The organism is Micromonospora palomenae, assembly GCF_007829925.1.
Lineage (GTDB): Bacteria > Actinomycetota > Actinomycetes > Mycobacteriales > Micromonosporaceae > Micromonospora > Micromonospora purpureochromogenes.
Genome location: NZ_VIXA01000002.1, coordinates 2054829 through 2073970, shown reverse-complemented (window position 1 = coordinate 2073970; position 19142 = coordinate 2054829). Strand labels below are relative to the sequence as shown.

Annotated in this window: 14 protein-coding genes; 5 read left to right on the top strand and 9 right to left on the bottom strand. The window is 71.8% G+C overall.

Translation table 11 applies throughout. From position 1 onward, the window contains the following. Positions 1-24 precede the first annotated feature (24 nt). Entirely contained in the window at positions 25-2430 is a 2406-nt protein-coding gene (gene pcrA, locus FHX75_RS20830; protein WP_154941904.1) for a DNA helicase PcrA, read from the bottom strand. Between the two features lie 201 nt (positions 2431-2631). Here pcrA and FHX75_RS20825 point away from each other — a divergent pair, with 201 nt between their 5' ends. Both FHX75_RS20825 and FHX75_RS20820 read left to right on the top strand, forming a co-directional pair. After that, positions 2632-4485, top strand: coding sequence for a bifunctional metallophosphatase/5'-nucleotidase (locus FHX75_RS20825; RefSeq protein ID WP_154941903.1), 1854 nt, complete (start codon positions 2632-2634; stop codon positions 4483-4485). A 259-nt stretch (positions 4486-4744) separates the two neighbouring features. Next, complete coding sequence (locus FHX75_RS20820) at positions 4745-5086, top strand: chorismate mutase (protein WP_154941902.1); 342 nt, start codon at positions 4745-4747, stop codon at positions 5084-5086. A 178-nt stretch (positions 5087-5264) separates the two neighbouring features. Here the strand turns inward: FHX75_RS20820 and FHX75_RS20815 are convergent, their stop codons facing one another. The 8 genes from FHX75_RS20815 to FHX75_RS20780 all read right to left on the bottom strand — a co-directional run bounded on the left by FHX75_RS20815 (position 5265) and on the right by FHX75_RS20780 (position 14936). Then, a complete protein-coding gene (locus tag FHX75_RS20815) occupies positions 5265-6278 on the bottom strand; it encodes an ABC transporter ATP-binding protein (protein ID WP_154941901.1) in 1014 nt (337 codons plus the stop codon). After that, positions 6271-7299 carry an ABC transporter ATP-binding protein gene (locus tag FHX75_RS20810; RefSeq protein WP_154942073.1) on the bottom strand — a complete coding sequence of 343 codons (1029 nt, stop codon included), beginning with the start codon at positions 7297-7299 and terminating at the stop codon, positions 6271-6273. The genes FHX75_RS20815 and FHX75_RS20810 overlap by 8 nt, the downstream gene beginning before the upstream one ends. A 24-nt stretch (positions 7300-7323) precedes the next feature. Continuing rightward, positions 7324-8298 carry an ABC transporter permease gene (locus tag FHX75_RS20805; protein ID WP_154941900.1) on the bottom strand — a complete coding sequence of 325 codons (975 nt, stop codon included), beginning with the start codon at positions 8296-8298 and terminating at the stop codon, positions 7324-7326. Then, positions 8291-9217: an ABC transporter permease gene (locus FHX75_RS20800; RefSeq protein WP_154941899.1), complete on the bottom strand. Its 927-nt coding sequence runs from the start codon at positions 9215-9217 to the stop codon at positions 8291-8293. Before FHX75_RS20800 ends, FHX75_RS20805 begins: the two co-directional genes overlap by 8 nt. A 146-nt stretch (positions 9218-9363) precedes the next feature. Then, complete coding sequence (locus FHX75_RS20795; RefSeq protein WP_154941898.1) at positions 9364-11004, bottom strand: peptide ABC transporter substrate-binding protein; 1641 nt, start codon at positions 11002-11004, stop codon at positions 9364-9366. A gap of 689 nt (positions 11005-11693) precedes the next feature. After that, positions 11694-12866: a thioester domain-containing protein gene (locus FHX75_RS20790; RefSeq protein WP_246158245.1), complete on the bottom strand. Its 1173-nt coding sequence runs from the start codon at positions 12864-12866 to the stop codon at positions 11694-11696. A gap of 184 nt (positions 12867-13050) precedes the next feature. Further along, entirely contained in the window at positions 13051-13737 is a 687-nt protein-coding gene (locus tag FHX75_RS20785; RefSeq protein ID WP_154941896.1) for a response regulator, read from the bottom strand. 2 nt (positions 13738-13739) lie between these two features. Then, positions 13740-14936 carry an ATP-binding protein gene (locus FHX75_RS20780; protein ID WP_246158377.1) on the bottom strand — a complete coding sequence of 399 codons (1197 nt, stop codon included), beginning with the start codon at positions 14934-14936 and terminating at the stop codon, positions 13740-13742. A 242-nt stretch (positions 14937-15178) separates the two neighbouring features. Here FHX75_RS20780 and FHX75_RS20775 point away from each other — a divergent pair, with 242 nt between their 5' ends. From FHX75_RS20775 to FHX75_RS20765, 3 genes are all read left to right on the top strand, one after another. Next, positions 15179-16777, top strand: coding sequence for a PspC domain-containing protein (locus tag FHX75_RS20775; protein ID WP_154941894.1), 1599 nt, complete (start codon positions 15179-15181; stop codon positions 16775-16777). Next, positions 16774-17580: a hypothetical protein gene (locus FHX75_RS31745; RefSeq protein ID WP_246158384.1), complete on the top strand. Its 807-nt coding sequence runs from the start codon at positions 16774-16776 to the stop codon at positions 17578-17580. The genes FHX75_RS20775 and FHX75_RS31745 overlap by 4 nt, the downstream gene beginning before the upstream one ends. 271 nt (positions 17581-17851) lie before the next feature. Continuing rightward, positions 17852-19099: a phosphatidylserine decarboxylase gene (locus FHX75_RS20765; RefSeq protein WP_154941893.1), complete on the top strand. Its 1248-nt coding sequence runs from the start codon at positions 17852-17854 to the stop codon at positions 19097-19099. The last annotated feature ends 43 nt before the right edge of the window (positions 19100-19142 follow it).

The window sequence follows — 19142 nt, the reverse complement described above, 5'->3', positions numbered from 1 at the left end:
GTTCGCCGGGCCGGGCCCTGTCGTTCAGAGCTTGTCGATCGGGGCGTGCCGCAGCACCAGCCACATCGTCTGGTCCCCGAAGTCGATCTGCGCCCGGGCGCCCGGGCCGTGCCCCTCCACCGCGAGCACCCGACCGAGGCCGTAGCGCTGGTGGTTGACCCGGTCCCCCGCCGCCACCTTGGGCCCCTGCGGCAGCTCGCTGGCGGTGGCCAGCCGACTGCCGTCCACCCCGAGCCGCTTGGCCAGCTCCGCCGCCTTCGACGTACCCCCGGCGAAGCCGCCGCGCGCGCCGGGCGCGCGGTCCGCGCGGCCACCGACGCCGCCGCCCCCGCCGGCCCACGAGGTGTACGACCCCTCGGTGCGCTCCCAGCGGACCAGCTCCGGCGGCAGCTCCTCCAGGAACCGCGACGGCGGGTTGTAGGCCGGCTGCCCCCAGGCCGAGCGGGTGACCGCCCGGGAGAGGTAGAGCCGCTGCCGGGCCCGGGTGATGCCCACGTACGCCAGCCGGCGCTCCTCCTCCAGCTCCCGGCTGTCGCCCAGCGAGCGCAGGTGCGGGAAGACGCCGTCCTCCAGGCCGGTCAGGAAGACCACCGGGAACTCCAGGCCCTTGGCCGTGTGCAGCGTCATCAGGGTGACCACGCCCTGGTGGTCCGGGTCGTCGGAGGGGATCTGGTCGGCGTCGGCGACCAGCGCCACCTGCTCCAGGAACCCGGCCACCGTGGCCCGCTCGCCCTCGGCGCCCAGCGCCTCGATCCGCTCGGTGTACTCCCGGGCGACGCTGACCAGTTCCTGGAGGTTGTCCACCCGGCCGGCGTCCTGCGGGTCGAGGCTCTCCTCCAGCTCGGTCAGGTAGCCCGAGCGGGTCAGCAGCGCCTCCAGCACCTCCTCCGGGGTGCCGGTCTCGGCCAGCTCCCGCGCGCCGTCGAGCAGCGCGACGAAGTCGGCGATGCCGTTGGCGGCGCGGGTGGAGATGCCCGGCGCCTCCCGGGCCCGTCGCAGCGCGGCCCCGAACGAGATCCGGTCGCGGCTGGAGAGTGCCTCCAGGCACGCCTCGGCGCGGTCGCCGATGCCCCGGCGCGGGGTGTTGAGCACCCGGCGCAGGCTGACCGTGTCGTCGTCGTTGACCACCGCGCGCAGGTAGGCCAGCGCGTCGCGGACCTCCTTGCGCTCGTAGAAGCGCACCCCGCCGACCACCTTGTAGGGCAGGCCGGCCCGGATGAACACCTCTTCGAAGACCCGGGACTGGGCGTTGGTGCGGTAGAAGACGGCGACGTCGCCGGGGCGGGTGTCGCCGGCGTCGACCAGCCGGTCGACCTCCCGGCCCACCCAGTCCGCCTCGGCGTGCTCGGTGTCGGCGACGTAGCCGACGATCTGCTCGCCGGCCCCGGCGTCGCTCCACAGCCGCTTGGGCTTGCGGGAGGTGTTCCGGTCGATGACCGCGTTGGCGGCGTTGAGGATGGTCTGGGTGGAGCGGTAGTTCTGCTCCAGCAGGATCGTCCGGGCGTCGGTGAAGTCCCGCTCGAACTCCAGGATGTTGCGGATGGTCGCGCCCCGGAACGCGTAGATCGACTGGTCGGCGTCGCCCACCACGCAGAGCTCGGCCGGCTCGATCCCCTCGGTGCCGGAGACCAGCTCCTTGATCAGCGTGTACTGCGCGTGGTTGGTGTCCTGGTACTCGTCGACCAGGACGTGCCGGAACCGGCGGCGGTAGCTCTCGGCGACGTGCGGGTGCGACTGGAGCAGGTGCACCGTCGTCATGATCAGGTCGTCGAAGTCCAGCGCGTGGGCCTCGCGCAGCCGGCGCTGGTAGAGCGTGTACGCCTCGGCCAGCGCCCGCTCGTTCGGGCCCTTGGCCCGGGCGGCGAACGCCTCCGGATCGACCAGCTCGTTCTTCAGGTTGGAGACCTGGGCGGCCAGCCCGCGCGCCGGGTAGCGCTTGGGGTCGAGGTCCAACTCCCGGGTGACGAGCTGCATCAGTCGGCGCGAGTCGTCGGCGTCGTAGATCGAGAAGGTGGACTTGAGCCCGGCGTGCTCGTGCTCGGCGCGCAGGATCCGCACGCAGGCGGAGTGGAACGTCGACACCCACATCAGCCGGGCCCGCGGGCCGACCAGGTGGGAGACCCGCTCCTTCATCTCGCCGGCGGCCTTGTTGGTGAAGGTGATCGCGATGATCTCGCCGGGATGCACGTCCCGGGCGGCGAGCAGGTACGCGATCCGGTGGGTGAGCACCCGGGTCTTGCCGGAGCCGGCGCCGGCGACGATCAGCAGCGGGGAGCCGGCGTGGGTCACCGCGTCCCGCTGGGGGCCGTTGAGCCCCTCGACCAGGGCCTGCGGATCGAGGTGCGCGGCGGAGGACCCGGGCCGGCGCGCCGGCGGGCGGGCAGGCTCGGGCGCGGGCGGGGACGCGGGGATGTCGAAGAGAGGATGCATCGCAGGGCGAGTCTATGCCGCCGGCCGGACACTTCCCGCCCGCGCACGCCCCGGCGCGACGGCGCGGTCACGGGGGCCCGGCCGGTCGGTGCGGTGAGACGAACCTGTCACGGCGTCACCTCTGGCGCCTTCGTCCCCGAAGCGCAACGATGACGGTGAAAACCCCGACTACTCCCCCGTACCCGACTTGGGAGAACAACCATGACTCCACCGCGCTCGCGCGGTCGGGCCCTGCTGCGTCACCTCGCCGCACCGGCCCTCGCGCTGGCCGTCGTGGCCAGCCTGCCCGCCACCGGACGGCCCGGACCGCAACCGGCCGCCACCGACCCGACGGCCGGCCTGGCCCCGGTCGCCGTCTCCTACGCCACGCCCACCGGCGGCGAGGTCAAGGGCAACTTCCTGAGCTACAACGACTTCCACGGCGCCATCGACCCGCCCGGCGGCAGCGGGGCCGCGGTCAACGGCACCCCCGCCGGCGGCGTGGAATACCTGGCGACCTGGCTGAAGAAGCTGCGCGCCGACGCCGCGGCCGAGGGCCGGCGCACCACCACCGTCGGCGCCGGCGACCTGATCGGCGCCACGCCGCTGGTCAGCGCGGCCTTCCACGACGAGCCGACCATCGAGCTGATGGACGAGGTCGGGCTGGAGATCAGCTCGGTCGGCAACCACGAGTTCGACGAGGGCGTCGCCGAGCTGATCCGGATCAACAAGGGCGGTTGCCACCCGGTCGACGGTTGCCAGGACTCCGACGGCTTCGCCGGCGCGAAGTTCACCTACCTCGCCGCCAACACGCTCGACCGGAAGACCGGCCTGCCGATCCTGCCCCCGGTGGACGTGAAGTTCGTCGACGGCGTGCCGGTCGGCTTCGTCGGCGTGACCCTGGAGGGCACCCCGGGGATCGTGAACCCGGCCGGCATCGCCTCGGTGCGGTTCGCCGACGAGGTCCGGACCGCCAACAAGTGGGGCGGGCTGCTCAAGCTCTTCGGCATCCGGGCGATGGTGCTGCTGGTGCACGAGGGCGGCGCCCAGTCCCCGCCGCCGGCCACCCCGGGCGTCTCGGACTGCGCCAACTTCTCCGGCCCGATCGTCGACATCGTCCGCGGCCTGCGGCCGGAGTTCGGCCTGGTGGTCTCCGGGCACACCCACCGCTTCTACTCCTGCTCGCTGCCGAACTCCTCGGGCGCGCAGAGCGTGGTCACCAGCGCCGGCAGCAACGGGCAGCTGATCACCGACATCGACTACTCGCTGGACCGGCGCACCGGCCGGTTCACCGGCATCTCCGCCCGCAACGTGGTGGTGGAGAACGGCGTCCGCAACCCGGACGGCAGCTGGCAGCAGAGCGCCCCCGGCGTCTACGTCCGCAACCCCGAGCTGATCGACGGGGGTGCCAAGGCGCTGGCCGACAAGTACCGGGCCGCGGTCGCCCCGATCGCCAACCGGGTGGTGGGCAGGATCAGCGCGGACATCGTCCGGGACGCCAGGCCCAACGGCGAGAGCCCGCTCGGTGACGTGATCGCCGACGCGCAACTCGCGTACACCAGGGGCGACGGGGCGCAGCTGGCGCTGATGAACCCCGGCGGCGTCCGGGCCTCCCTGTCGTACGCGGCGTCGGCCGGGGGCGAGGCGCCGGGCGAGGTGACCTACGGCGAGGCGTTCACCGTCCAGCCGTTCAACAACCTGGTGGTCACCCAGACGCTGACCGGCGCGCAGCTCAGGAGCGTGCTGGAGCAGCAGTTCGTCGGCTACCAGGGGCAGACCACCCAGCGGATCCTCCAGGTCTCCGCCGGGGTGACCTACTCCTACGACAGCACCGCCCCGGCCGGCTCGCGGGTCAGCGCGCTGGCGCTGAACGGCGTCCCGGTCGATCCGGCGGCCAGCTACCGGGTCACCACCAACGACTTCCTCGCCAATGGCGGGGACGGGTTCACCGAGCTGACGGCGGGCACCGGCCGCACCACCGCCCCCGGCTTCGACGTGGACGCGCTGGTGGCCTACCTGGGCGCGGGCGCGCCGGTGGGACCGGGCCCGGCCGACCGGATCATCCGGCTCGGCTGAGCGGACGTCGCCCGGCCCAACGTCGGGGCCGGGCGACTTCCCAACTGTTGGCGGAATCCTTGCGCGGCCGTACCCGCGGTCGGCATACTCGATCCCGTGTTCGGTCAGCGCTTCTACTTTTACTACGGCACCGGGAGTCCGGCAGCCGTGGGTCGCGCCTGATCAACCAGACCTACGAAAAGCCCCGGGCTCCTGGAGTCCGGGGCTTTTCGCGTTCCGGGTTCCCGACACCGGGCACGACGTCAGAGAGGTACGACCGATGATGACAGACGTGGCGGAACAGAGCGGCAACACGGCACGCTCCCGGGCGGGCGACGGCCGGAACGCGGCACCCGGGTTCGGCACCGACGAGCCCGCGGCGGCGGCCCGGATCGCGGCCATCCGGGAGCGCATCGACGAGATCGACCGGACGCTGATCGGGTTGTGGCAGGAGCGGGCGGAGCTCTCCCAGCAGGTCGGCGCCACCCGGATGGCCTCCGGCGGCACCCGGCTGGTGCTGTCCCGGGAGCGGGAGATCCTGGAGCGGTTCCGGCAGGCGCTCGGCGCCGACGGCACCCAGCTGGCCCTGCTGCTGCTGCGCGCCGGCCGCGGACCGCTGTGACGGGTGCCGCCGGCCCGGGAGCCGGGCGGGACGCCCGGCCCGCCGTCCTGCGGCGTACCCCCTGGCGACCCTGACCGGCCCGAGCCGTTCGCGGCGCCCGGCCGGGCGGCGGTCGGGCCCGGATACGACGAACCGCCTGCCGGCGTCACGCGGACGCCGGCAGGCGGTTCGGACCATCTCACGCCTCGTGCGTGGCGACGATCTCCCGCTTCTCGGCGAAGTGGCAGGCGCTCGGGTGGTCCGAGCCCTGCCGGATCTGCAGCAGCGGCGGCTGCTCGGCGCAGATGTCCTGCGCCTTCCAGCACCGGGTGCGGAACCGGCAGCCCGAGGGGGGCGACACCGGGGACGGGACGTCACCGGTGAGCCGGATGATCGCCTTGTTGTCCCGCAGCGTCGGGTCCGGCACCGGCACCGCCGACAGCAGCGCCTGGGTGTACGGGTGGGTCGGCCCCTCGTAGATCTCGTCCTCGGTGCCGATCTCCACGATCTTGCCGAGGTACATCACCGCGACCCGGTCGGAGAGGTGGCGCACCACCGACAGGTCGTGCGCGATGAACACGTACGACAGGCCGAGCTCGTTCTGGAGCTTCTCCAGCAGGTTCATCACCTGCGCCTGGATCGAGACGTCCAGGGCCGAGACGGGCTCGTCGCAGATGATCACCTCGGGCCGCAGGGCGAGCGCCCGAGCGATGCCGATGCGCTGGCGCTGGCCGCCGGAGAACTGGTGCGGGTACCGGTTGATGTGCTCCGGGTTGAGGCCCACCAGGTCGAGCAGTTCCTTGACCTTGTCCCGGCGGCTGCCCTTCGGCGCCACCTCCGAGTGGATCTCGAACGGCTCCCCGATCAGGTCACCGACCGTCATCCGCGGGTTCAGCGAGGTGTACGGGTCCTGCATGACCAGCTGGATCTGCCGGCGCAGCCGACGCAGCGCGCCGCCGGACAGCTTGGAGATGTCCTGGCCCTTGAAGAACACGCTGCCGGCGGTCGGCTTCTCCAGGTTCATCAGCACCCGGCTCAGCGTCGACTTGCCGCAGCCGGACTCGCCGACCACGCCCAGGGTCTCACCGGCCCGCAGGTCGAAGGAGACGCCGTCGACGGCCTTGACGTGACCGATGGTCTTCTTGAACACCACACCGCGGGTGACGGGGTAGTGCTTGACCAGGTCGCGTACCTCGATGATGTTCTCAGACACGGTTCACCAGCTCCTCGGCGAAGTGGCAGGCGCTGGCCCGACCGGCGCCGATCTGCAGCAACGGGGGGAGCTTCTCGCGGCACACCGGCTGCGCCATGGCGCAGCGCGGGTTGAACGGGCAGCCCGGCGGGATGTTCATCAGGTTCGGCGGGAGGCCCTTGATGGTGCGGAGCTGCTGGCCCTTCTCGTCCAGGCGCGGGATCGACTCGAGCAGGCCGAGGGTGTACGGGTGCGCCGGCTTGGCGTACAGGTCGTAGACGTCGGCTTCCTCGACGATCCGGCCGGCGTACATGACCGCGATCCGGTCCGCGACGTCGGCGACCACGCCGAGGTCGTGGGTGATCAGGATCATGCCCATCCGCCGCTCCCGCTGGAGCTCGCCGAGCAGGTCCATGATCTGGGCCTGCACGGTCACGTCCAGCGCGGTGGTCGGCTCGTCCGCGATCAGCACCTCGGGGTCGAGGGCCAGCGACATCGCGATCATCGCGCGCTGCCGCATACCGCCGGAGAACTGGTGCGGGTAGTTGCTGAACCGGCCCTTGGCGTTCGGGATCTTGACCTGGTCGAGCATCTCGATCGCGCGCTTCTTGGCGTCCGCGCGGCTCATGCCGCGCCGGATCCGGAACTGCTCGGCGATCTGGAACCCGACGGTGAAGACCGGGTTCAGCGCGGAGAGCGAGTCCTGGAAGATCATCGCGATGCCCTCGCCACGGATGCGGCGGCGCTCCTCGGCGGACATCTTGAGCATGTCCTTGCCGTGGAAGCGGACCTGACCGCCGGTTACGAAGCCCGGCGGCATGTCGAGGATGCCCATGATGGTCTGCGCGGTGACGCTCTTGCCGGAGCCGGACTCGCCGAGCACGGCGAGGGTCTCCCCCGCGTCGACGTGGTACGTGACTCCGTTGATGACCTTGGCGACGCCGTCCCGGGTGCGGAACTCCACCCGCAGGTCGTCGACCTCCAACAGCCGGCCGGAAGGGCGGCCGGATCCGTCGGCGCCCGGCGCGGTCTGCTCGGACACGAGAATGTCGGACAACTCAGTCCCCTATCGGAGCTTCGGGTCGAGGGCCTCGCGGACAGCCTCACCGAGCATGACGAAGCTCAGCACGGCAGTGACGAGGAACGCGGAGGGGAAGAAGAGCAGGTACGGCGACGGCCGCAGGTACTGCTGCGCTTCGTTGACCATGATTCCCCAGGAGACCACCGGGCTCTTCAGGCCGATGCCCAGGAAGGAGAGCGTGGCCTCGGCGCCGATGAACGAGCCGACCATGATCGTCCCGTACACCAGCAGCGGCGCCAGGCAGTTCGGCAGCAGGTGCTTGAGGATGATCCGGCTAGTGCTGGCGCCCATGGCCCGCGCCGCCACGATGTAGTCGGCCTCCTTGTTGGCGAGCACCGAGGAGCGCATCAGCCGCATGACCACCGGCCAGCCCAGCAGGACCAGCGACGCGATGACCAGGCCCTTGATCTCCCACGCGCTGTTGTCACTGCCGGCGCCGTTGAAGGTGGTCAGGATGACGATGGCGCCGAGCACGAACGGCAGGCCGAAGAAGATGTCGGCGATCCGGGAGAGCACGGCGTCCACCCAGCCACCCTGGTAACCGGCGATGATGCCCATCGTCCCGCCGATCAGCATGACGCCGAGCACGGAGAGCAGCGACACCACGATCGACGCGTTGGCACCGTAGATCACCCGGGCGAAGACGTCACGGCCCTGCACGTCGTAGCCGAACCAGGCGTCGCCCGAGGGCTCCACCCGGCTGCGCGACAGCGCGCCGTTGTACGGGTCACTGTCAGTGAACAGCGACGGGAAGAGCGCCATCAGCACGAAGATCACGATGAACGTGGCGGAGATCCAGAACAGCGGCTTGCGCCGCAGGTCCCGCCAGGCGTCGCCGAGCAGTCCGCGAGGCTTCTCCTTGCGGGTCCCCTCCGGCTGGCCCGGGGTCGCCGGCACCATCTCAGTCGGGTTCTCCGGTCGGGGGGTGCTGACGATGGAGGCGGTGGAAGGGTCACTCATAGCGAATCCTCGGGTCCAGGGTGGCGTAGAGCAGGTCCACCACCAGGTTCATCAGCAGGTAGACGAGCACCAGGACCACCACGATGGAGACAACCGTAGCGCTCTCCTTGGTGACGATCGCCCGGAGGACCGCACGGCCGATGCCGTTGATGCTGAAAATGCCCTCGGTGATGATCGCGCCGCCCATCAGGGCGCCGAGGTCGGTGCCGAGCAGGGTCACCACCGGGATCAGCGAGTTGCGCAGCAGGTGGATGCCGACCACCCGGCGCATGGGCAGGCCCTTGGCGATCGCGGTCCGCACGTAGTCGGCGCGGCGGTTCTCTGCGATGCTGGTGCGCGCCACCCGGGCGACGTACGCCATGGACGCGCTACCGAGCACGAAGCCCGGGAGGATCAGTTCGGAAAAGCGCATCTCGCTGGAAACCGTCGGCTTGACGATCTCCCACTGCACGCCGAAGAGCCACTGGAGCACGAAGCCGATGACGAAGACCGGCAGCGCGATGAGGAACAGGGTGCTGACCAGGACCAGGTTGTCCAGGAAGCCGTTGCGCCGCAGGCCGGTGAGCACACCTGCGGTGAGGCCGATGACCGCCTCGATGAGCAGGGCGACCGCGGCGAGCTTGAGGGTGTTGGGATATGCCGTCGCGATGATGTCGTTGACCGAGCGCCCGGACCATGTCGAGCCGAAGTCCCCCTGGAAGAGGTTCTTCATGTAGATGGCGTACTGCACGAAAAACGGCTCGTCCAGTTGGTACTTCTCGGTCATCATGGCGACGTAGTTATCCGGGCAGCCCCGATCACCGCACTTGCCGGCGAACGGATCACCGGGAACCGCCCAGACGAGCGCGTAGATCATTAACGTCGTCCCGATGAACACCGGTACGAGTTGGAGCAGCCGTCTCAACAGATAACGGCCCATGGGGTGGTCCTCCAGACAGGGGGCGCGTCGGACGGCCGACACGGATGGTGACAACGTGGCGAGGGAATGTTGTAACACCCCTCGCGGAACGGCCCCGGGTCGGGCTCACCGGTAGGCGAGCCCGACCCGGGGTCAGACCGTTCGGATCAGAGCTCGACCGAGGTGATGTCGAGTTCGCCGACGTTGGTCAGCTCCATCTTCTTGATCTTCTCCGAGTGGCCGGACTGCTGGCCACCGAAGTAGACCGGGACCGTCGGCACGTCGGCGTCGATCTTCTCGACCGCCTGGGCGAAGAGCTTGTGCGACTCCTCCAGGCTCGGAGCACCGCTGGCCTGCTTGGCCAGGGCGTCGACCTCCGGGTTGCTGTACAGACCGTCGTTCGAGGAACCACCGGTCACGTAGAGCGGGTTGACCCAGTTCTCGACGTCCGGGTAGTCCTGCTGCCAGCCGGCGCGGTACATGCCGTCCATCTTGTGGGCGTTGATGTTCTGGCGGAACACCGCGAAGGTCGGCACGCCGACGGCGACGGCGTCGATCTGCAGGGTGGTCTTGATCTGCTGCGCGACGGCCTCCATCCACTCCTTGTGGCTGGCGTCCGCGTTGTAGTAGAGCTTCAGCTGGCCCTTGAAGCCGCCAGCCTTGGCGAGCAGCTGCTTGGCCTGCTCCGGGTCGAACTTGCAAGCGGTGCAGTTGCCCGGCTTGGCGCCCGGGGTCAGCGGGTTGGCCCAGCTGTCGGCCGGCTTGCGGTTGCCGAAGAAGATCTTGTCGCTGATCTCCTGGCGGTTGACCGACAGCGAGATCGCCTTACGCAGGTCCGCGTTCTTGAAGCGGGCGTCGTAGATCGGGAAGGCGATGATGCCGGTCACCGGGGTGGTGGAGGAGATCGCCCGGTCGCCCAGGTCGTTCTTCCAGTTGTCACCCGCGAGCGAGGAGACCGGAACCTGCTGCATGAAGTCCAGGTTGTTCGAGACCAGGTCGCTGTAGGCGGCCGTGTCGTCCTGGTAGATCTTGACGGTGACGTCCTTGATCTTCATCTTGTCGCGCAGGGAGTAGTCGTCGAACCGCGTCAGCTTGATCGCGACGTTGTTCTCCCAGGACACGAACTTGACCGGGCCGTTACCGACCGGCTTCTTGCCGAAGTCCTCCGCCTTGCCGGCGAAGAAGGAGTCCGGCAGCGGCATGAAGGTGCTGTAGCCGAGCTTGGTCGGGAACACGGCGGTCGGCGCGGCCAGCGTGACCTCGAAGTTCCAGTCGTCGACGACCTTCAGGCCGGACATGGTCTTCGACTTGGGCTCGGGGGCCTTCTTCGGGCCGTCCTCGTCCGGGTCGCTGGTGTTGACGTCCGCGAAGCCCGCGATGTCGGCGAAGAAGCTGGAGTTCTGCGCGCCGTTCGGCGAGTAGGCGCCCCAGTTCCAGGCGTCCACGAAGTTCTTGGCCTTGACGACGGTGCCGTCGTGGAACTTCGTGTTCTGCTTGATCTTGATCTTGTAGACCTTGGAGTCGGTCGTCTCGATCGACTCGGCCAGCGCGTTCTGCGGCGCGCCACCGTTGTTCGGGTACTCGACCAGGCCGGTGAACAGCCAGTCGATGATCTTGCCGCCACCGGTCTCGGTGGTGTTGGACGGAACCAGGGGGTTCTCCGGCTCCGTACCGTCGACGACGATGCTGCCGTCAGAGCTCTTGGCAGCGGTCTCGCCGCCGTCGTCGTTGGTGGAGCAGCCGGACGCGATGAGCGCGAATGCCGCGCCCACGGCGATGGCGCCGCTCGCCCGCTTCGAGACTCTCATTCCGAGGGGCCTCCTCTTTCGTTACCTGGTTCCGTCGTGGGTTTCACGCACGCATGGGGGGTGACGCCGCCGGTGACCCCGTGTCGCAGGTCACCGGTACTACCGCAGAGAAATCGGGACACCCCAGGGGGACCGATCCGCCGGGCCACCGCACCACTGGAGCTCGACACCGCGCAGGCTCGACGGCCACGAACCGCGCTGATGGGCGGTGCCGTGGTCGGCGGGACGTACGGGGTGCCTCACGCCAGGGGTGAGGTGCTGCCACTGTGACACCCACCGGCCCATTACGTGAAGGTGCCGTTATCAAGACGTTAGTTGCCCGCCACGTTGCCGATACTTGAGAAAAGATCATGAAGTGCCCTGGTCGTACCGCTCTGAGCAGGTAAGACAGCAAGGCACCGCATCTCCGCACCACCCGTGGGCTCGGGGCTTGTGAGCTTCCCCGCCTGCGCTCCGGCGCTCTCCGAGGTCCACCGAGCGCTGGCCGTTTTTGCCCATCCGGATGATGTCGACTTCGGCTGTGCGGGCACCATAGCAGGCTGGGTGGAGGACGGCGTAGCGGTGGTCGCACCTGATCGTCACCCGTTGCGACGGCGGCGGCTTCGACGCCACCGCCCGCGAGCCTCCGGCCGCCGGAACGGACTCCGGCCCCGGCACCACAGGGTGCCGGGGCCGGAGGGGGTGGTTCGTCAGGCGGTGAAGCGCACCTTGCGGCGGCGGACCACCAGCAGGGCGACCGCACCCACGGCCAGCAGCAGCACGCCGGCGGCGGCCGCGGCCGCGATCGGCGAACCGGTCAGCGGCAGGTCGCCGCCGTTGCCGGCCGGCGAGGTGGAGGGCGCCGGGCTCTCCCCCGGGGTCGACGGCGAGGGCGACTCGGCCGGGGTCGACGGCGAGGGCGACGCCGACGGGGTGGTCGGGGAGGCCGACGGGCTGGCGGGGGCGGCGGTGAAGCTCGCCGCGGCGTCGGCGGTCACGGTGGCGCCGGCGCTGCCGCCGAGGATCAGCTTCTGCTTCTCGTCCTTGCCGCCGGAGAAGAGGAAGACCCGGCCGAAGGAGACCGAGTCCTGGGCGGAAACGGTCACGGTGACCGAACCGGGATCGGTCGCGGTCAGCCAGAAGGCCCCACCGTTGGTGGTCGTGGTGACCGGCTTGCCCTCGGCGTCGACGGCGGTGCCGCCGGAGACCTTCAGCGCGATCTCGCCGGCCGGGCCCTTGACGGTGAACGGGCCGGCCTTGCCACCGACGGTGGCGGTGGCCTTCGCCGGGTCGATGGTCAGCTCGGCCTTCGGCTCCGGCTGGTCGGTCGCGTTCGCCACCAGGTAGTCGTAGATCTTCTTGATCACGTTGTACTCGGCGGCGTCGGTCAGGCCCTGCTCCCAGTCGCCCAGCTTGACGCCGTCGCTGAAGTGCCAGACGGCGGTCTGGGTGCCGAAGTAGAGCAGGGTGTCCCGCCGCTTGTCGCCCAGCCCGGCCGGCAGCTCCGCGCCGGCCGCCTTGAGCAGCGCCGGCACCTCGGCGTTCGGGTAGCCATGGGTGAGCACCCACTGCACCTTGCCGAGATTCGCGACCTCCGACTGGCCCCAGGTGCCCTCGGTGTACTCACCGTCGCGGGCCACCGGAGTGTGGAAGTCGATGCAGAAGACCGGCACCGTGCCGTCCTTGAGCTCCAGCGCGAGCGCCGAGGTCGACAACTTCTTCTTGTCGAGCTTCAGCACCACGCCGGTGTCCTTCACCGCGCGCGCCACGCCGGTCGCCGTCGCCTCGGCGGCGGCCGGAGCGGCCGAGCCGAGCACCATCGCGCCGCCGGCGACGAGCGCCGTGGCGATTCCGGCCCAGCGTCGTCCCAGTTGTCCGAACATCAAAGTCGTACACCTCTCCCCAGGGGTGGGCCCGCATCCGGCGGGCCTGCACAGGTCGCCGTTCTCGCGGGGTTTCGCACCACCCGCACGCGAGAAAAACGCGACGGGGCATTATGCGACATGAGTGGATCTCTTGTCAGCCCCTGGGGTCGTTCGGTCCGATTGTTCCGATTCCGCCCTACCGTCACACCAGCCGGCGGTCCGCCGCCCAGCGGGACAGCTCGTACCGGTTGGACATCTGGAGCTTGCGCAGCACGTTGGACACGTGCGTCTCGACCGTCTTTATCGAGATGAACAGCTCCTTGGCGATCTCCTTGTACGCGTACCCCCGGGCCAGCAGGCGCAGCACCTCCCGCTCCCGGTTGGTGAGCTGGTCCAGCTCCGGGTCGGCGACCGGCGCGTCCGGGCGGGCCGCGAAGGCGTCCAGCACGAACCCGGCCAGCCGAGGGCTGAACACGGCGTCACCGTCGGCCACCCGACGGATCGCGGCGGTCAGCTCGTCCGGCGAGATGGTCTTGGTGACGTAGCCCCGGGCACCCGCCCGGATCAACCCGATCACGTCCTCGGCGGCGTCGGACACGCTCAGCGCCAGGAACTTGACCTGCGGATGGGTACGCCGCATCGCGTCCAGCACCGCCCGGCCGCCGCCGTCGGGCATGTGCACGTCGAGCAGCACCACGTCGGGCTGGGTCGCGGCGATCCGGGTGAGCGCCTCGGCCACCGTGCTCGCCTCCCCCACCACCTCGACGTGCCCGCCCAGCTCGGCCCGTACGCCCGCCCGGAACATGGCGTGGTCGTCGACGAGGAAGACCCGCAGCCGCTCCACCCGGGCGTCCGCGCCCTCGACCGGTTCCATCGACTGCTCCGCCATGATCATTTGTCCCTCTCCGCCGTGGAGCCGTTGCCGGTGATCGGCAGGATCAACCGGACCTCGGTTCCCTCTCCCGGCCCGGACCGGATCTCCGCCCGGCCGCCGTGCCGCTTCATCCGCCCGACGATCGATCCTCGTACGCCGTGCCGGTGATCCTCCACCGTATCCGGGTCGAAGCCCTTGCCCCGGTCCCGCACGAAGACGCTCACCTGCTCCGGCTCGACCTCGGCGTAGAGCGACACGGTCTGCACCCCGGCGTGCCGGGCCGCGTTGACCAGCGCCTCCCGGGCCGCCGCCACCAGCGCGCCGACCCGCTCGTCGGTCTCCCGGTCGCCCACCACCACCGCCTCGACGGTGATCGCGAAGGTGTCCTCCACCTCGGCGGCGGCCTGCTCCAGCGCGGCGGCGAAGCGTTCGGTGGGCGAGCCGGTGGGCTTGTAGAGCCAGTTGCGCAGCGAGCGCTCCTGGCCCCGGGCCAGCCGCTGCACCGTCTTGACGTCGGTGGCGTTGCGCTGGATCAGGGCCAGGGTGTGCAGCACCTGGTCGTGGACCATGGCGGCCAGCTCGGCGCGTTCCTGCTCGCGGATACGCCCCTCCCGCTCCGAGCGGAGCTGGTTGTACGTCCGCCACAGCACCGGCGCCGCCACCACACCGACGCCGGCCAGCCCGACCAGCGCGAAGATCACGCCGTTGACCACCGCGTCGAAGTTCTGCACCGGGGAGTAGACCGCCGCCACGCCGATGATGCCGACCGCCACCAGCACCCCGCCGCCGACGAAGCGGAGCACGAACGCCCGCCGGTCGCTCTCCTCGACCACCGCGCCGAGCCACGGCACCGGCATCGAGTCGCCCCACTGCCGGCGGCGCTCCGGCGCGGACTGGTGCCAGATCACGCCGGCGCCCACCGCGATGATCGCAACCAGCCAACCGGCGGTGCCGGTCGCGCCCACCGAGTCGAAGACCAGCACCTGCATCAGCAGCACGCCCAGCCCGATCAGCACGAACGGCAGCAGCTGCGACAGGTCCCGGCGGGGCGGCGCGGCGGTGTCGCCGGGACGCAGCGGGACCACCGCCCAGAACGCGGCGTAGAGCAGCAGCCCCAGGCCGCTGAGGCCGAGCAGGACCATGAAGGCGACCCGTACCCGCAGCACCGGGATGCCGAGGTGGTCGGCGATGCCGGCGGCGACGCCGGCGGCCATCCGGTGCTCGGGTGCCCGGTAGAGGCGGGGCGGTGGGGTCGTCACGGTGCTGATCGGAGGCTCCCCTGTTCAGGGCCGGTGCGGCGCAGGTGCCGGGTTGTCCGGCTCCGGTCCGATCGTCACACGGGGCGACGCCCGGCGACCACGGGGACGCCCCGGACATTCCCGCCCCCGGGATCTCAGGGTGGGGTCAGGGTCGGGTCCTGAGGACGCTCGGGCGTCCGGCGCAGCAGGATCGGAGCATGACCGAGGAAGCTGCCCCGCCGCCCCGCCCGTGGGCGACCGAGCCGGAGAGCCCGCCGCCCACCACCACCGGCGCGCCGGGCCCGTGGGCGTCCGCCCACGGCGGCCAGACGCCACCCCCCGGGGGGTACGCTCCGCCGCCGTTCGGCGGCGCCGGCTTCACCTCGCGGTACGGGCTGGTCCGGCCGCGGGAGGGCCGCTACCTGGCCGGGGTGTGCGCGGCGATCGGCCGAGCCACCAACACCGACCCGGTGCTCTGGCGGGTGATCCTCGCCGTGCTCGGCTTCTTCGGCGGCGTCGGCATCCTGCTCTACGTCGCGGCCCTGCTGGTCATCCCCGGCGAGGGCGACAGCGCCTCCCCGGTGGAGTCGATGCTCGGCCGGGGCCGGTCCAGCATGTCACCGGTCACCGTCATCGTGCTGAGCATCCTGGTCGCGGTGAGCTTCGGCTTCATCGTCACGGACGCGTTCCGGGCGGTCCTGCTCGGCGCGGCGATCCTCATCGGTGGCGCGCTGCTGCTCAACCGGGACGGCCGCACCCCGCCCGCCGCCGTCCCCACCGAACCACCGGCCCCGGCCAGCGCCCCACCCGGCCCGGTGCCACCGGTCAGCTACCCCGCGCCCGGGCTCTTCACCCCGGCGCCGCCGGCCCCGACCGGTCCGCTCCCCCCGACCGCACCGCTGCCGGTCACCGTGCCGGCGGAGCGCACCGCCGAGCAGGCCGCCTGGTCACCCGCGCCGCCGACCGCACCGCCCGGCGCCCGGCCGGACGCCCGGACCGCCGCCTGGCCGGCCACGCCGGGAACGGCCGAGCCCGCCCCGGCCACCTGGCCGCCGGTCGCCGAGCCGACCGTCCCGGTGCCACCGGTGGGCGCGGCGGTACCCGCCGGTGGCTACCGCCCGCCGTTCGCGCCGCGCGGGCCGTACGCCGGGCCGCCTTCGCCGCCCCCGCCCCCGCCGCCCCGGGTGAAGCCGCCGAAGCGGCCGCGCGAGCGGTCGGCGCTCGGCGCGGTGACCTTCTCGCTGATCTTCCTCGCCCTGGGCGTGGTGGCCATCCTGGACCTGCTGGGCGTCTTCCCGGTCGGCGCCGCGGCCTACTTCGCGGCGGCGCTGGCCACCATCGGCCTCGGGCTGCTGGTGGGCACCTGGTTCGGCCGGGCCCGCTGGCTGATCGCGCTGGGGCTGGTGACCGCGGCCGCGCTGGGGGTCGCCACGGTGGCCGAGTCCTACGACCGGATCCGCGGCGTGGACGGCAACGTCACCTGGGCCCCCACAGACGTCCGCGACCTGGCCATCCGCTACGAGAACAGCTTCGGCGACGCCACGCTGGACCTGCGGGGGATCAACTTCGACAAGCGGACCACCGAGATCACCGTCGTGGTCAACTTCGGTGAGGCGACGATCGTGGTGCCGCCGAACGTCGACGTCACCACCGTGACCGACGTCAACGCCGGGGACGCCACGGTCTTCGGCCGGCGCTCGGGCGGGCTGGACGGCCGGTCCCGGGAGAGCACCGACCTCGGCCCGGACGGGGCCGGCGGCGGCACGCTGCGCCTCAACGTCCACGTCAACGCCGGCAACCTGGAGGTGACCCGGTGAGGGTGCACCGCACGGACCTCGTCTCGCTCGCCTTCGGGCTGCTCTTCCTCGGGCTCTCCGTCTGGTGGCTGCTCGCCCAGATCCTCGGCCTCGCCCTGCCCCCGGTGGGTTGGTTCCTGGCCGGCGCGCTGGTGGTGATCGGGCTGCTCGGCCTGGTCGGCGCGCTGCGGTCGGGCCGGCACGACCGGGAGGCTCCGCCGGCCGCCGGGCCGGAGCCGACCGAGCCCGACCCCTCCGCCGCCGGCTGGCCGGCCCCGCCCGCCGGGCCGCGGGACACCGCCGACGGGTTCCCCGGGCCGGCCGACACCACGGTCACGGACCGGGAGCCGGCGCCGGTTTCCGTCGAGCCGGCCGACCTCCGGTTCCCGCAGGACGACGAGGCGGCCCCCACCCGCTGGGAGACCACCGAGACCCCGGGCGCCGAGCGGGAGACGGCCGAGATCCACTACACCGACGCGGGAACGGACGAGGACGCGCCCACCCGCCCGCAGGTGACCCGACAGGAGACGGCGGCGCTCGGAACGGCCGGAGAGCAGACCGCCGAGGTCCTGTTCGCCGGTCCGGACGACGCCACCGCCCCGGTGTGGGGACCGGACGGGACCGGTGACCGCTTCACCGAGCCGCCGACCCGGGCGATCGGGTCGGCCGGCGAGGCGGACGAGTGGCCCACGGCGGCGATCAGCGACCGGCCCGCCGAGGCGGTCGAGGACCGGGCGGCCGACGCGCCCGACGACCAGCCCCGCTGGTCGCCCGCCGAGCCGGTCAGCGGCCCGCCGGCCGGGGAACGCCGCGCGCCGGACTAGGGCCTGTGTCAAAGCCCCTTGGCCGGCCTGCGGCGGGCCCAGACGCGACCGAGGACTTTGACACAGGCCCAACCGCGGCGGTGCGGTCGCCGTCGACGGACTCGTATGCTGGCCGGTGGAGATCCCGCCTCCGCCGGCCGGCCGCGCCGGCGGACCTCGTCCGCGGCCGAGCGGTCCGGTCACCGGTCCCGTCCGGGGCCGAGCGGACCAGGTCGCCCGTGGCGGTCCCGCCGCGACAGCCCGTCTCTACCTCGTCAGGAGCCCGTCCGACATGACCCAGTCCCCCGCCGAGCGCACCCCCGGCCGGTCCGGTCCGGTCCGCATCGGCGAGCGCGCCGCCCGTACCCTCGTCACCGAGCTGGCCCGGCGTAACGACCCGAAGGCCGCCCTCCTGGTCGACGCATCCCCGCAGTCCGCGGTGCTCGCCGCGGCGATCGACGCGCTGCTGCCCGGCGACACGCTCACCGTCGTCCCGGCCGAGCCGGCCGGCGCCGGCGCGCTGCGCCAGCACGTGACGGCCCAGGGTCGCTGGGTCGCCGACCGGGTACGCGTCGTCGACTCGCTCGCCGAGGCGGACGCCGCCGAGGTGGTCATCGCCGCCGAGCCGCTGACCGGCACCGCCGAGCAGGCCCGGACGACCGTCGACGGGCTGGTCAAGTACCTCAGCGAGGGCTCGGTGCTCAGCGTGGCCGCGCCGGTGTTCCGTACCGAGGGCGCCGCCGCCGAGCTGGACCGGCAGGGCGTGCTGCACGGGGTCGGCACCGACCTGGTGCTGCGCAACTCCCCGCCGGTACGGGTGCACCACCTGCGCTTCACCCCGGCCAGCCCCGCGCTCGCCGCCCGGCTGGCCCCCGCCCACCGGCCCTCCAGCGTGCCGCTGACCCGCGGCATGCACATCGACTCCAACGGCGTCGCCGCGGCCGGCATCGCCCTCGGGCTGGCCGCCGTGGCCCGCGTGGTACGCCCGAAGTCCAAGCTCTGGCTGCTGCCGGCGCTGGCCGCGGGCCCGGTGGCCGCCTTCTTCCGGGACCCGGAGCGGGACGTCCCGGAGGACCCGTCGGCCGTGGTCGCGGCCGCCGACGGTCAGGTCCTCTCCGTGCAGCGGCTGCACGACGAGCGGTTCGGCGACGGCGAGTGGCTGCGGATCGCCGTCTTCCTGTCGGTGCTGGACGTGCACGTCAACCGCGCGCCGGTGCCCGGCAAGGTGGTGGACTACTTCGTCGCCGACGGCGGCTTCGTCAACGCGATGAAGCCGGACGCCGAGCACAACGTGGCCGCGTACACGGTGCTGGACACCGACCACGGCACGGTGGTGGTGGCGCAGCGCACCGGGCTGATCGCCCGGCGGATCGTGCAGCGGGCGCCGGTCGGCGCGCTGCTGGCCCGGGGCGAGCGCTTCGGCCTGATCCGGTTCGGCTCGCGCACCGACGTCTACCTGCCGGCCGATGCGGCGGAGCCGCTGGTCGGGCCGGGCGACAAGGTGGTCGGCGGGTCCACGGTCATCGCCCGCTGGCGCTGACGGAACGCGAGAAGGGGCGCCGCGGTCGCGGCGCCCCTTCTGC

What these genes read in the sequence shown, in the direction of transcription:
- FHX75_RS20785 (WP_154941896.1), bottom strand. Translation starts at nt 13,737, where the DNA reads ATGGCGGAGCAGTCGATGGAACCGGTCGAGGGCGCGGACGCCCGGGTG.
- pcrA (WP_154941904.1), bottom strand. Translation starts at nt 2,430, where the DNA reads ATGCATCCTCTCTTCGACATCCCCGCGTCCCCGCCCGCGCCCGAGCCT.
- FHX75_RS20805 (WP_154941900.1), bottom strand. Translation starts at nt 8,298, where the DNA reads ATGAGTGACCCTTCCACCGCCTCCATCGTCAGCACCCCCCGACCGGAG.
- FHX75_RS20800 (WP_154941899.1), bottom strand. Translation starts at nt 9,217, where the DNA reads ATGGGCCGTTATCTGTTGAGACGGCTGCTCCAACTCGTACCGGTGTTC.
- FHX75_RS20820 (WP_154941902.1), top strand. Translation starts at nt 4,745, where the DNA reads ATGATGACAGACGTGGCGGAACAGAGCGGCAACACGGCACGCTCCCGG.
- FHX75_RS20765 (WP_154941893.1), top strand. Translation starts at nt 17,852, where the DNA reads ATGACCCAGTCCCCCGCCGAGCGCACCCCCGGCCGGTCCGGTCCGGTC.
- FHX75_RS20825 (WP_154941903.1), top strand. Translation starts at nt 2,632, where the DNA reads ATGACTCCACCGCGCTCGCGCGGTCGGGCCCTGCTGCGTCACCTCGCC.
- FHX75_RS20795 (WP_154941898.1), bottom strand. Translation starts at nt 11,004, where the DNA reads ATGAGAGTCTCGAAGCGGGCGAGCGGCGCCATCGCCGTGGGCGCGGCA.
- FHX75_RS20775 (WP_154941894.1), top strand. Translation starts at nt 15,179, where the DNA reads ATGACCGAGGAAGCTGCCCCGCCGCCCCGCCCGTGGGCGACCGAGCCG.
- FHX75_RS20790 (WP_246158245.1), bottom strand. Translation starts at nt 12,866, where the DNA reads ATGTTCGGACAACTGGGACGACGCTGGGCCGGAATCGCCACGGCGCTC.
- FHX75_RS20780 (WP_246158377.1), bottom strand. Translation starts at nt 14,936, where the DNA reads ATGGCCGCCGGCGTCGCCGCCGGCATCGCCGACCACCTCGGCATCCCG.